The organism is uncultured Gimesia sp. (assembly GCF_963972345.1).
In the GTDB taxonomy this organism is placed as follows: Bacteria; Planctomycetota; Planctomycetia; order Planctomycetales; family Planctomycetaceae; genus Gimesia.
On sequence record NZ_CAXAVM010000203.1, the window covers coordinates 1 to 12,336 of the forward strand.

At 50.2% G+C, this 12,336-nt stretch carries 13 protein-coding genes; 6 read left to right on the forward strand and 7 right to left on the reverse strand.

The features are described 5' to 3' along the window. The coding region (locus AACZ40_RS24080) for a hypothetical protein (RefSeq protein ID WP_339676146.1) at positions 1–612 on the reverse strand (612 nt) is incomplete at its 3' end. Positions 613–1,056: 444 nt separating this feature from the next. On the opposite strand from AACZ40_RS24080, the gene AACZ40_RS24085 reads away from it, so the two are divergent. Together AACZ40_RS24085 and AACZ40_RS24090 are read left to right on the forward strand one after the other, a co-directional pair. Next, positions 1,057–1,944: a DUF1559 domain-containing protein gene (locus AACZ40_RS24085; RefSeq protein ID WP_291177198.1), complete on the forward strand. Its 888-nt coding sequence runs from the start codon at positions 1,057–1,059 to the stop codon at positions 1,942–1,944. Between the two features lie 101 nt (positions 1,945–2,045). Beyond that, positions 2,046–2,336 carry a hypothetical protein gene (locus AACZ40_RS24090; protein ID WP_291177201.1) on the forward strand — a complete coding sequence of 97 codons (291 nt, stop codon included), beginning with the start codon at positions 2,046–2,048 and terminating at the stop codon, positions 2,334–2,336. Positions 2,337–2,385: 49 nt separating this feature from the next. Here the strand turns inward: AACZ40_RS24090 and AACZ40_RS24095 are convergent, their stop codons facing one another. Together AACZ40_RS24095 and AACZ40_RS24100 are read right to left on the reverse strand one after the other, a co-directional pair. Further along, positions 2,386–2,649: a hypothetical protein gene (locus AACZ40_RS24095; protein ID WP_291177204.1), complete on the reverse strand. Its 264-nt coding sequence runs from the start codon at positions 2,647–2,649 to the stop codon at positions 2,386–2,388. Between the two features lie 14 nt (positions 2,650–2,663). After that, positions 2,664–3,275, reverse strand: a complete 612-nt coding sequence (locus AACZ40_RS24100; protein ID WP_291177207.1) for an SMI1/KNR4 family protein — start codon at positions 3,273–3,275, stop codon at positions 2,664–2,666. A gap of 181 nt (positions 3,276–3,456) precedes the next feature. On the opposite strand from AACZ40_RS24100, the gene AACZ40_RS24105 reads away from it, so the two are divergent. Beyond that, positions 3,457–4,392 (forward strand): alpha/beta hydrolase family protein, encoded by a 936-nt coding sequence (locus AACZ40_RS24105; protein WP_291177210.1) that lies wholly within the window; start codon positions 3,457–3,459, stop codon positions 4,390–4,392. A gap of 24 nt (positions 4,393–4,416) precedes the next feature. After that, the gene (locus AACZ40_RS24110) at positions 4,417–5,544 is read left to right on the forward strand and encodes a M20 family metallopeptidase (protein ID WP_339676150.1); all 1,128 of its coding nucleotides are present in this window, start codon (positions 4,417–4,419) and stop codon (positions 5,542–5,544) included. 16 nt (positions 5,545–5,560) lie between these two features. Here the strand turns inward: AACZ40_RS24110 and AACZ40_RS24115 are convergent, their stop codons facing one another. Further along, the gene (locus AACZ40_RS24115; protein ID WP_291177216.1) at positions 5,561–6,577 is read right to left on the reverse strand and encodes a hypothetical protein; all 1,017 of its coding nucleotides are present in this window, start codon (positions 6,575–6,577) and stop codon (positions 5,561–5,563) included. Positions 6,578–7,077: 500 nt separating this feature from the next. On the opposite strand from AACZ40_RS24115, the gene AACZ40_RS24120 reads away from it, so the two are divergent. Further along, positions 7,078–7,356, forward strand: coding sequence for a hypothetical protein (locus tag AACZ40_RS24120; protein WP_291177218.1), 279 nt, complete (start codon positions 7,078–7,080; stop codon positions 7,354–7,356). Positions 7,357–7,433: 77 nt separating this feature from the next. On the opposite strand, the gene AACZ40_RS24125 is transcribed toward AACZ40_RS24120, so the two are convergent. Further along, a complete protein-coding gene (locus tag AACZ40_RS24125; protein ID WP_291177221.1) occupies positions 7,434–8,759 on the reverse strand; it encodes a Gfo/Idh/MocA family oxidoreductase in 1,326 nt (441 codons plus the stop codon). 321 nt (positions 8,760–9,080) lie between these two features. Here AACZ40_RS24125 and AACZ40_RS24130 point away from each other — a divergent pair, with 321 nt between their 5' ends. Continuing rightward, on the forward strand, positions 9,081–10,685 hold the full coding sequence (locus AACZ40_RS24130; RefSeq protein WP_291177224.1) for a D-aminoacylase: 1,605 nt from the start codon (positions 9,081–9,083) through the stop codon (positions 10,683–10,685). Here AACZ40_RS24130 and AACZ40_RS24135 read toward each other — a convergent pair. Both AACZ40_RS24135 and AACZ40_RS24140 read right to left on the reverse strand, forming a co-directional pair. Next, positions 10,673–11,044: a response regulator gene (locus AACZ40_RS24135; RefSeq protein WP_291177227.1), complete on the reverse strand. Its 372-nt coding sequence runs from the start codon at positions 11,042–11,044 to the stop codon at positions 10,673–10,675. The two genes, AACZ40_RS24130 and AACZ40_RS24135, sit on opposite strands and share 13 nt — an antisense overlap. Before the next feature lie 73 nt (positions 11,045–11,117). Further along, entirely contained in the window at positions 11,118–12,221 is a 1,104-nt protein-coding gene (locus AACZ40_RS24140) for an HD domain-containing protein (RefSeq protein ID WP_291177229.1), read from the reverse strand. Positions 12,222–12,336 lie beyond the last annotated feature (115 nt).

The window sequence follows — 12,336 nt, forward strand, 5'->3', positions numbered from 1 at the left end:
CAGGTAGAGTACAATTCCCAGGTACAAATACGCCGGCAAATGCACGAGCAGCCAGGTTGCCGCCCATTTCACTACGGGGATGAAGTACCCATCTTCAGGAGTCAGTTCGGGTAGTTCTTTCCTTCCCGATGTCGCTTCATAAATGACATTAAAGCGGTAATTGCTGTACCAGCCTAAAATAATCAGGGTTGCCAGGAAGCCCAGGCGAATGCCTGCGAAGGGCAGGATCAGTTCTTTCATGCAGAGCAGAATCCAGATACAGACAAATGTAAACAGGTTGGCCGGGTCGAGCGGAAACAGAATGGTCTGTATGAGATCCTGTGTGTAATTATTTTCTTTTTTACGAGTCACCGGGCCATCTTCATCGCCCTTATACTTTTCCGCTTTGACCATCGGCTTGCGTACGGGACGTCGAATGGTTTTGGCTTTCGCCTCTTCTTCGACGGCGTCATCGAGCAGTTTCGAGAAATCATCGCCGTCACCGAATTCTGCTTCCGGCTCGGGAATTCTGATAACTTCGCCACACTCTTTACAGCGGAGTTTTTTTCCGGCAGCAGCATCCTGAACTTTGTAGTTCTTACCGCAGATTCCGCAACTGATTTTAATCGTCATCCTGGTATCTCGTCAGTCAGAGCGCAAGGGGTGGTCAGCTGTTTTTCATAACGCAATTTTGAAGCGGCTGGATCAAATCCTTCTCCAATATTTTGTCCACTGACTCTATTGGCATCCTACCTGTTCGGGTGATGACCTGCAGCATCATATTTCAGTATTCTGCAATCTTCATCAAAAATTTTCGGACTGTGATTCGAAGCCTTCTATCTTTCCCCACGCATTCTTCTCGAACTATTCACACTTTGACCATCAGATATTTAAACAAGCATGATAAATATTCGCCAAAAGAAACGTCCTCTGTTTTACCTTCCGGATCCACTTGAGCATAAGAAATGGATTTCCCCGCCACAGCTTCGCTGAATATTGATCGAAGTCATTCTTACCCACTGAATAAAACTCTCTGTTTCAACCCGACCGCTGTTTTTTCTCCAAGGAGATTGTCACGTGCTGCAACGTCAACGAAGAACTAAAGGATTTACCCTGATCGAACTGCTGGTGGTAATCGCCATCATCGCCATTTTGATCGCATTACTGCTCCCGGCAGTACAACAGGCACGGGAAGCCGCGCGCCGCAGTTCCTGTAAGAACAACATCAAACAGATCGGCATTGCGATGCACAACTACCATGATGTGCACAACACTCTGCCTCCCGGTTACCTCGATGACGATCCCACCGCCAATGTCACCAATCATAACCTGCTGGGCTGGGGCACATTCATTCTGCCTTACATCGAGCAGTCTGCACTTTACGATTCCATCGGTTCGGCAGGTGGTTTTAACAACGACTGGACCACCATTCCCGAGATCACCACTGGTACCGCCAGTGTTCCTGTTCCTTATTCCAAAATCAAACTCAGCGCCTACATCTGTCCCTCCGATCCGATGGGCGGCAACAATACCGATTTAAGCGACTACGGAAAATCCAACTACACGGGCGTCGCCGGAAACACCTATCGAAGCTCTGGTTCGACGAAGCCGACCGGATCGTTTTATGACAATTCCAATGTTGCTTTCCGAGATATCCGTGATGGTTTAAGCAACACCATGCTCATTGGCGAGCGGGGAACAGAAGGGGCCAAGAACGGCACCATCTGGATCGGTAATTACTCCGATGCCGCCTACTATACACAGAACGCGATCACGTCTCCCAGCAGTGCCTATTACGGCATCAACGGAACCGCCGGTTCCTGGAACTTCACCAGTTCGCACACCGGAGGCTGTCACTTCCTGTTTGGTGATGGAGCAGTTCGCTTTCTCAGTGAAAATATCGACCTCGCCACTTATGGCAACATGGGCTACATCGCTGACGGCAAAGTCATCAATCTACCTTAAGTTCATCGTCAGACTTTCACTTTGGCTGGAGTGCGTCGTCCAGCGTGGACGGCGCACCATCCGCTTTTTCCTACTCCCTTTTGCAAGAGACCGCAGGCACTATGAAATATTTTGCAATCCTTTTTTTGACCCTCACCCTGATTGGCTGTGAAAGCAGTTCCACCGCGGCCCCCGAAGTCAGCCCCGGCCTGTCACAGAACCAACTGGTTCCCACCCTCCAGAAAATCGCAGAGACCGGTGAATACTCGGCTGTCCTGCAGGACCTGACCGTCGGCCTGGAAAACGCCGGCTACATGGAACAGGCTGTCACCGTACAGAGTTTTAACGATCTCTCTGATCCGGAAGACGTGAAGAAACTGGCAGCAAAACTGGTGGAGACGATGAAGAAGTAAAGAAGGATTTGATGAGAAGCAGGCTGAGCTATCCAGCCTGCTTTCGTATCTATTCGGTCCAGTCTTCACGAGTTACACCCAAAACTCTCTCCGCCTCATCTTGTGCTGCATCCAGTGATTCATGCCAGGTGTCAGCAACAAAGAATCCCTCAGGGCTGACGATCAAAAAGTATCGACTTTCATCATCCCCCTCAATTATCAACTGGATATTGCATTTCTGAAATGTCTCACCAGCCCGCGCCTGATTAGAAAATCGCCAGGCATCGGAAGTCCCGTAAACACGTGCGTGTGTTGTGGCAAATAGCGATTTCATTGAAATCCTGTTCGTTAAAAATACTCACAATCGTTCGTGGTATAAAAACCATCGGGACGTTCGTAGAGCATGTTCAGAAATTCTTTGAAAGAATCTGCGACCTTGATTGTATATTTGGGCTCTGCCCAGGACATTTCAAAACTCCAGGTGACAACGGCAGGTTCTCCTTCATTTCCATAATTGAGACAAAGCAAATCCATTTCACCCATTTCCCGCGCATTAAAACCACCTGCTGTGTCGATCGCCGCTATGGGTACCAACGTACTTTTAGATTCCCCTAATCTGCCACAATAGGAGTCTGCATCCAGGAATAATCGAATACTGTATTCATATCTCGCATCAGAGCCGCCCCGCCAGCTAGGTTGTGCGGGAGGAAGTAGATCTTCTTCTCTGAGAATATTACAAAAGCGACAGATCATTCGTTGTGTACCGTCAGGCTCATTGAAACACTGTTTTCCAGGAATGCCACCATGAAAGTTAAGTAATTGATCAATGAACTCCTCGGGAAACTGGATCGGTTTTTCGAAATAGAATGTCAACCATTCTCCCAGTGAAGCTACTGCTTCCTTAGAAGTCGGTGGGACCAGGCTGTTCATATCGTAGTTCAAATCCGTTTTGCCTTGCATGACTGGACTCCTGAATTCGTCTTAAACGGGGCTCGTCTGTTTTTACGATACTTCTAATCTACCTTGACGCAAAACGAATTTCATATCATTTCGAATCATTTCTCTTTATGATTGATGGAAAAAATCAGCTCTCAGCCAGCAACGCTTACCATAATAGCTTCACTCCACAGGAGCCCACCAGATGCCTCCCGCCGAATTCAAACAAAAACTGTTAGCAGGCCTGGGTGGTGACTGGCCTGAGCCTCCGGCATTGAATGCCAAGCTCCGCGAAACGATCCAGAAGGACGGTTACCGGATTGAATCGCTGACCTACGAAGCCGAGCCCGGAGATGCGATTCCCGCCCTGTTGCTGATTCCCGATATGGTCTCTCCCGCGCATCCCGCTCCTGCCGTGGCGGTCTGGCATCAGCATGCCGGGCAGTACCATCTGGGGAAAAGCGAACCGGCGGGCCTGGCTGGTAACCAGATGCATCATACCGGAGCCGCACTCGCGAAAGAGGGCTTTGTCGTACTCTGTCCTGATGCCCTCTGTTTTGAAGAGCGACAGGATCCGACGGGCAAACTCAAAACAGGAAATTTTGAACGCTTCGAATTCCTGCGGTATGTGGTTGCCGGGAAATGTATGGCCTGGAAAAATATTCTGGACATGAAACGGGCCATCGATTTTCTGCAGAGCCGTCCGGAAGTGATCGACGAAAAAATCGGCTGCTACGGCCACTCCATGGGTTCCACACATACCTGGCTCGTCGGTCCCTGGGAACCACGCATTAAATGCCTGGTGGGCAACTGTTGCCTGCCGACGTACAAAGGCATTCATCGCGAACACATGCTGCACTGTTTTCCGAATTTCATCCCCGGAATATACGAATACGGGGACACTCCCGACATCGCCGCCCTGATCGCACCCCGGCCGCTGCATCTGAATTTCGGCGAACTCGACGGAGGCAGTCCCATCGACGAAGTTCGACGCGGTGTCAAAATAATTGCAAACAACTATGCTGCCATGAATGCAGAAACGAACTTTACTTATTATATTGAAGAAGGATCCGGGCACGTGCTCTCTCCCGCCATGTGGGAGAAAACACTGGCTCAGTTTCAGCGTCACCTCAAGACTTAACAATATCATAGCGTGGAAATATTCATGGATGCATTGAACTATACCAGAGAACTCGTGGCTTTCGAATCCACCAGCTGTTTTTCGAACCTGGCAGTCAGCGATTACGTGGAAGCCGTCCTGAAAAATCTGGGGTTTGCCATTGAGCGGCTGGAATACAACGACGCGAAGGGAATTCGCAAAGCCAACATCATTGGTCGCCGCGGATCAGGGCAGGGAGGCATGGCCTATTTTGCTCATACCGATGTTGTTCCCGCTGATCCCTGGTTCACGGATGAGTTCAGTCCCTTCACTCCCACACAGATCGATGACAAGCTCTACGGTCGTGGCAGTTGTGACATGAAAGGTTCCATCGCCTGTATGCTGGCTGCCGCGAAACAGTATGTTGAGCGCGATCTGAAACATCCGCTCTACATCACCTGTACCGCCGATGAAGAAGTGGGCTACCACGGTGCCCGCAATGTTGCGGAAAAGTCGACCATGTACCAGGAAATGGTGGCGGGGGAAACACATGGGATTATTGGTGAGCCTACGCGTCTGGAAGTGGTTTATGCTCACAAAGGGACTTATGGGTTTCAGGCAATCTCACACGGTCGCGCTGCCCACTCCAGCCTGAGTACCGGCGTGAATGCGAACCTGGCGATGATTCCGTTTCTCGTCGAGATGAAAAAACTGTACGAGGAATGCATGACCGATCCCCTCTGGCAGAATGAGGAATTCGATCCTCCCACCAACGGCTGGAATATCGGCATCAACGACAAGACGGCTGCTGTGAATATCACGCCACCTCAAAGTATCTGTACGGTTTATTTCCGTCCCATGCCTGGACAGGAACCCGACGAACTGGTCGAGCGGGCCCGCAGTGCCGCGGAAAAATGTGGACTCGAATTTCAGTTCAAATGCGGCGGTACTCCCGTTTATACAGACCCGAATTCTCCTTTCGTCAACGAAGTCCTGCAGATCGCCGGAAAAGACAAAGCAAAAACGGTTTCCTATGGCACAGATGGCAGCCTGTTTCCGGAGATGAAAAACATGGTCGTTTTCGGGCCAGGGGACATCGGCCAGGCACATACGCACGACGAATTCATCGAGCTGGAACAACTGGAACTGGGCACACAAAAGTTTGCCAGTCTCATTGAGCACTGGTGCTGCTGATCGCCAATGGAAGATGTCACTCAGGAACAGCAGCGTTGTTGAACTGCTCCGGGTCAAACGGATCAGCGGGCTTCTCTTTGACCAGCTCGTTGATTTCCTGATCGGAGAGTTTTTTCGGTTCGAAGCCGGAGATCAGGGAGATGTCTCCTTTCAACCGGGCCGGCTCCACTTCCGCTTCCATGTCGGCCTGCTGGACTTCGTTCGTCGTCATAATCCCATCCGCCTGTTTCAGCAGATTTTCCCGGGCCTGTCCGGTACGTCGGTTTGCCCGCTTGGTGAGGCGCTCTACACGTAACTGGTCCTGTTTGAGACGATCAGCTACGACAGCGGCCACCCATTCCTGAATGACCTGCTGCTGCTTTCGGCCTGCGTAACCAGTGTAAACCACGATTCCCTGCTGTGGATGATCCTGCTCTGATTTGGTCAACAACTGGCTTCGCAACGGGTCTTCGAGATCAATCCACTTCAATACTTCTGCCAGGTTTTTCTCAGCATAAATCCGATGATTTCCATACCTGCGGGTTACCTGGGTGAGACGAAATTCTGATTTCGCAGCATTGCCATGACAATTGGCATTTCCGCATTTATTCAACATGATCGGCTGAATCTTTCGCACAAATAAAGCCGACTGCTCACGCGAGATTCCGGTCAGCGATGTTGCCTCGTCTGAACTTTCCAGTTGTTTCCTGATGAGTGTTTCCTGGATCTTCTCCTGGACCGTCGGCTGATTTTCCGCCGAGACGCCCATCAGTCGCCGCAGCATCAACTGCGGTTCCGATCGTTTCGGTTCCAGACGGATCGCATCCCGCAATTCACTTTTTGCTTCTTCGTACAGTTCATTCGTTATACACCAGCGCGCCAGATCCAGATGTGAATTGGCCGTCGGGTACTTCATGGAGGCCCGCTGTTTCAGATAGATTTCATGCAGATCTTTCGCTTCAAACAGTACGCTCTCAAACGGAACAACCATGCTGCCCGTCGGATTTTTCACAAGATAGCCACCCGCACTTTCGCTGATTTCACCAGAAACCATTCGGCCGCTTTTCATCAGTAACAGTGAAGTCTCGGATTGGGCAACTGAAGGCAGAGGTTCCTGCGTGAAGGCCAAATCTACACAGGACAGACCCAGCCAGAACAGGCAGGCGCACGTGAATACTGACGAGATCGATTGAGAGCGGGAATTATTCATAATGAATCGTTTCACGAATGTGAGACTGAAAGAAATGAAATCCAGCTGCCGGGCTGCATGGTGCCTAAACAGTTGATATCATGTAACTTGGAATAATAATTACTGTGAGGAAAGCTGTCTGAAGAGGAGAGAGGATTCTGACTGTCCTCTCTTATTGTATTTTGCCGATCTGGTCAACCCGGGATTGACCGTGACCTGTGCGTGGAACGTTCCACGGCAGAAATCTTAATGACCGCCTGTGCTCTCCTGGTTGATTTCAACGAAAATCCGGTCAGAATGGAGACTCAGATAAAAGTACCGTCTGCTGAGGTCTGCTCAGCATCTCAAGAAGGACAGAACATAAGATGAGTGAGGATTCTCAGTACCTTGAACAGCTGACTGGAAAGACCGTTGTCGTCGATCTATCCAGCCTGTACGTGATTGCGGGAACTTTGATCGGCCAGGATCAGCACTATCTGTTTCTGGAAAATGCCGATGTGCATGATCTGCGCGATACCACCACGACACGAGAAACGTACGTCCATAAAATTGGTCTGCACGGAATAGCCGCAAATCGAGAACGGGCTCTCGTCTCCCGCAGGGAAGTCGTTTCACTTTCAGCGCTGGAAGATATCGTTCACTGAGCTGTATCACAAAATATTAAAAGCCCCGCGGAACCAAAGTCCCACGGGGCTTTTTTTATCTAATCGAGGTCCCCGGTTTAGAGCGACCAGCCATCACGGTAATCACGGCTCAGGAATTGATTGGCTTCCGGAGCGTTGGTGAATTCCATTTTCTTTGCATCCCATTCCAGCTTCTTACCGGCACGAATGGCGGCATTCCCCAGCAGCGTCGTCTCTGTCAGACGGCTGGCGTAGTTGAAGTTGGACATCGCGGGATCGCCTCCCTTGCAGGCCACGACAAATTCTTCAAAGTGACCAGGAGAACGAGGCAGGCTCTGTTCTGGCTTTTTAAAGTCTTTGAACTTGTCTTTCGGCAGCAGAATGTATTCTGCACCGTAGTCATCGGGCGTATAAAAGTTGCCTTCATCTCCCACCAGAACCACACCGCTGGATTTCATTTTCTCACCCATCAGCAGTTCTTCCGGCGGTAAATTACCACCATCGTACCAGGTCAGCTTCAGCGGGCAGAGTTTGTTACCTTTGCCGCGCTCACCAAACTGATAGGTGATCTTCGTGGATTTGGGATAGGTTTCGTTTTCGATCATTCCTTCCTGTTCTGCGACAATCGACTGGGGATCGTACAGATCCAATGCCATCACATGCATGTTCATGGTGTGACAGGCCATATCGCCTAGAGCCCCGGTTCCGAAATCCAGCCAGCCACGCCATTCAAACGGATGGTACAGTGTGCTGAATTCGCGGTAGGGTGCAGGGCCCAGGAACAGATCCCAGTGAATGTGCTTGGGAGCTGGTTCGCCTTCTGGTGGACGCTCAACGCTTTTACCCCAGACAGGACGGTTGGTCCAGACATGCGCTTCACGCACATTACCCAGGACGCCGGACCGAATCACTTCGACGGCTTCGCGGAACCCGTCCTTGGCAGTTCCCTGGTTCCCCATCTGAGTGGCCACACCATGCTCGTTCGCAACCTCCCGCATGACACGGGCTTCGTGAACTGACCACGTTAACGGTTTCTGGGTAAAACAGTGCTTGCCTTTTTTCATCGCCATTACACTGGCTGGAGCATGAGAATGATCGGGAGTACTGACGGTAACCGCATCAATCTGGCCTTCCATTTCGGTCAGCATTTCCCGGTAATCATTAAATTTTTTCGCTTTGGGATAGCGGACTGCTGCTTTGGCCAGGTGTTTGTCATCTATATCGCAGATGGCGATCAGGTTCCCGTTTTCGTAAGCAGATTTTGAATCGCCGGAACCTTTGCCGCCGACACCAATGGCTGCGAAATTCAGTTTTTCCAGTGGTGATTTTTCAACTGCCAGCAGATTCTGTCCGCCCACCCAGAACGCGGCGCCTAACGCCGAAGACTGTTTAATGAACTCGCGGCGAGTAGTACGTTGACTCATGAAGTGCTCCTGTTTGAAAGTCTGATGTTATCGTCATACGTCATTTTACTTTAGTCGGTTAAAACGTTTCTGAACTTTCAGGATTCTCATATCAGAAAAGTTCTATTTATTGTAGTTATCGCCCAGACGAAAGAAAACAGAATTACATCCAAAACCGGCAGGATCTTCAAACAGCAGATTCCCGGATGAGACTTGAGAGCTGCTGATTATTTTGAAATATTTTCCAGCGAGCCTTTTCTCGGAACCGAAAAAATGTCAAAGTAAACTGAAGATTCAGCGTTCCCCCCAGATCACCCCCACAAGATGAAACAGACGGAATCAATGAACACCCACGAATCCGCCGGAGAGACCCCGGTATTTGACGTCCTGATCTCTGGCGGTACTGTCATTGATGGTACCGGCGCTCCTCGCTACCAGGCAAACGTGGGCATTAAAGGGGATACCATCGTCGCGATCGGCGATCTGCCTGAAAATTCGGGGGCAACCGTCATTGACGCCACGAATAAAGTCGTCGCGCCCGGTTTTGTCGATGTACATAATCACTCCGACAGCTGGCTGCTCAATACTCCCAACTTCCTCTCCAAAACCTCACAAGGCTTCACTACCGAAGTCATCATGGCGGATGGGATTTCGTATGCGCCAGTGGATCGCTGCACTGCTGCAGACTGGGTCTATTACCTGCAGTCCCTGGACGGACTTTATCCTCACGAATATACCGGCTGGGAATCATTGGAGGACTATATGAACCTGATCGATGGCAAAAACGTGCAGAATGTGATGACACACATTCCCTATGCGAATCTGCGGTCGATGGCCTGCGGGTTTGGTCGCCAGCGGGTGGATGACTTTCAGATGAAACAGATCTGCGCCGAGGTCCGCAAAGGAATGGAAGCAGGCGCGGTCGGCCTGTCAACGGGCCTTGATTATGTCGCGCAATGTTTCTCCACCACCGATGAACTGGTCGAAGCCTGTCAGGCGATGGCTGAATACGATGGGCTGTATGTTTCACATATCCGCTACAAAAAAACGCTGATGCCGGCCATTGAAGAACTCGTGGAGATTGGCAAAAGGGCAGGGGTCAAGGTGCATATTTCTCACATGAAAGGTCAGTATGCCGGACAGGCGGAAGAAGCCCTTGAATACATCGATAAGGTTGCCCGCCACGAAGTTGATATTTCGTTCGACGTGTATCCCTATCAACCCGGCTCGACCATGCTGCATTTCCTGCTGCCTTATGAAGTCTTCGAGGACGGCCCGAAAAAAGCAATCGAAAAACTGAAGCTGCCTGAAATGCGGCTGCGGTTCAAATATGGACTCGAAAATTACCTGCTGGATATCTCGGCGATTCAGATTGCCTGGGTTCTGACGGAAAAGAACAAACAGCATCAGGGGAAATCATTGAGTCGGTATGTGGAAGAATCAGGGCTCCCCAAAGAAGAAGCATTGATCAACCTGCTGATTGAAGAAGAGATGGCCGTGCTGCTGGTCTTTAATATGGGTGATGATCGTCTTGTTGATCCGGTTTTAAAACACGATCTGTACATGATGGGAACCGACGGCATTTTTATGGAAGGGGGCATGATCCACCCCCGGCAGTTCGGTTCCGCGCCGCGCCTGATCGGCCCCTGTGTGCGGGACCACAAGCTTTTTTCACTGGAAGATGCTGTCTACAAGTTATCGGGTTCTGCAGCGAAACGGTTTGGGATGAAGAACCGGGGCTTTATCAAAGAACAACATTTCGCGGATCTCGTGATTTTTGATCCGGAAACCGTGCAGGACCATGCCACCTACGACAATCCGCAGCAGCTCCCCAGTGGCATTGATTATGTCTTTACCAACGGTATTCCCATCGTACATGATAACCAGCCACTGGAGATAAGCTCAGAAAGATTACCGGGTCGATATCTCCGCTATCAGCCCAAGTAGGGCTTTAAGCGTGCCGCTGTCTGTGGATCCCGATATTGATCTTTACCAATACCATATACGGCACCCACTTCTACAGCCTGCTCCTGGTACTCGGGGTAATTGGAAACCAGCATCAGCGGACTGGGTTTGATTTCCGAGGTCGCTCTGATCTTCTGGATGAGTTCAATGCCATCACTGTAGTCTGCATCCAGTTTGCGATTAATCAGCACCAGGTCATATTCCGATGCTTTTAATTTCTCCAGGGTATCGGTCTCCACGTCCGACTGATCAATCTCCACATCGAAGTGGCTGGTCAGAAAGCGCATTAATGAACTGGTATCAGGCACGCATTGTCCGACACTTAAAACTCGTTTCACCATCGTTGTTATTCCTCACTCGTAGATAAATTTTTCTCAATGCATTTCATTAAATGCTGTCTTCAAATTGAAACGATCAGCCACACAGGCGGGAAAGTTCCTGAATTGCCTCCAGGGCATCTTCGACATCCGGAACGGCAACCCCAGGTTCGCGACCGTTATGATCACACTCTTCCAGTAACAGCAGATCTTCATAACTTTCGTTCGCCATCAACCGCCGCCGAGCGCGTGCCCCCAGCGTTCCTGCCCGGATTGCATGCGCATCCATATGATGCTGAATCAACCAGGCAGTCCGTTCGGTAATCAATCCTTCCAGCGCCTGCAATCCGGCTTCGACATGATCATGCGGATCAATGGCTTTTCCCACATCATGCAGTAACGCCGCCAGTTGAAACTCTTCATCATAAGGCAGTTCATCACACGCCAGATCATAAACCTGCAGACTGTGATACAGTGCATCTCCTTCCGGATGATATTTTTTAGACTGCTTGACTCCCGCTAAAGGCAGCAGAAGCAGTCGATACATCTGAAATCGGTCGATACTCTCTTCGACTTCTGCGAGCCGCTGATCCAGGTCGATTCCCGGATATTCGTTTTCCAGCAACTGTTCAAACTCAGGCAGTGTTGCCCGCTCAATTCGTTTGCCGGTGATCGAACATTTGAATCCATAGCTCGACCGCTCGGTGGGATATAACGTGAGTTCAACGGGAAATTCATCCTGAATATGAATGTGCGTAAAAATTCTTTCCTCACCATGTTTTTTCACGGTTTTGTGTTCGACACGATAGGAAATCCCTTCTTCGTCCAGCTGTGCCGTCACTGCTTCGCAACTGTGTGAAAAGACATGAATATCGATGTCCGAGCCCTGGCGAATATGCCCGGTCAGGGTACTGCCGATCAGTTTGGGATGGAACGGCTTGAACAGTCGCAGAAAGCGCAACGCCTGCAGTCGCATCCCCAGCAGATTTTCGGTACGGGACTCGCCTTCAAACGTGCAGGCGAATCGCTGGATTTCATCACGAATTTCGCGATTACTGGGGAGCTCAGAGGTTTTCACCCAGCCCTGGCAGACTTTGCGGGCCGCTTTCATCTTCGCCCGATAATACTCAGTCTCTTGTCGCGAATACATCAGTCGTGCCGCTTCAAATATAATCTGGCGGCGCAGTTTACTCGAATTCATTCATAAATCGGTGAACGTTCTCACCGTCGAATCGTTGACAGAGTGAATTGACATTGATGAACAGCCATCAATGTCAGTCAGCAGAGAATTCTAACGTTTCATGAGAGAAAAGTAA

Coding starts and splice junctions, on each gene's coding strand:
- AACZ40_RS24090 (WP_291177201.1), top strand. CDS start 2,046: ATGAAATATTTTGCAATCCTTTTTTTGACCCTCACCCTGATTGGCTGT.
- AACZ40_RS24100 (WP_291177207.1), bottom strand. CDS start 3,275: ATGCAAGGCAAAACGGATTTGAACTACGATATGAACAGCCTGGTCCCA.
- AACZ40_RS24125 (WP_291177221.1), bottom strand. CDS start 8,759: ATGAGTCAACGTACTACTCGCCGCGAGTTCATTAAACAGTCTTCGGCG.
- AACZ40_RS24130 (WP_291177224.1), top strand. CDS start 9,081: ATGAACACCCACGAATCCGCCGGAGAGACCCCGGTATTTGACGTCCTG.
- AACZ40_RS24105 (WP_291177210.1), top strand. CDS start 3,457: ATGCCTCCCGCCGAATTCAAACAAAAACTGTTAGCAGGCCTGGGTGGT.
- AACZ40_RS24135 (WP_291177227.1), bottom strand. CDS start 11,044: ATGGTGAAACGAGTTTTAAGTGTCGGACAATGCGTGCCTGATACCAGT.
- AACZ40_RS24115 (WP_291177216.1), bottom strand. CDS start 6,577: ATGGTTTCTGGTGAAATCAGCGAAAGTGCGGGTGGCTATCTTGTGAAA.
- AACZ40_RS24110 (WP_339676150.1), top strand. CDS start 4,417: ATGGATGCATTGAACTATACCAGAGAACTCGTGGCTTTCGAATCCACC.
- AACZ40_RS24095 (WP_291177204.1), bottom strand. CDS start 2,649: ATGAAATCGCTATTTGCCACAACACACGCACGTGTTTACGGGACTTCC.
- AACZ40_RS24120 (WP_291177218.1), top strand. CDS start 7,078: ATGAGTGAGGATTCTCAGTACCTTGAACAGCTGACTGGAAAGACCGTT.
- AACZ40_RS24140 (WP_291177229.1), bottom strand. CDS start 12,221: ATGAATTCGAGTAAACTGCGCCGCCAGATTATATTTGAAGCGGCACGA.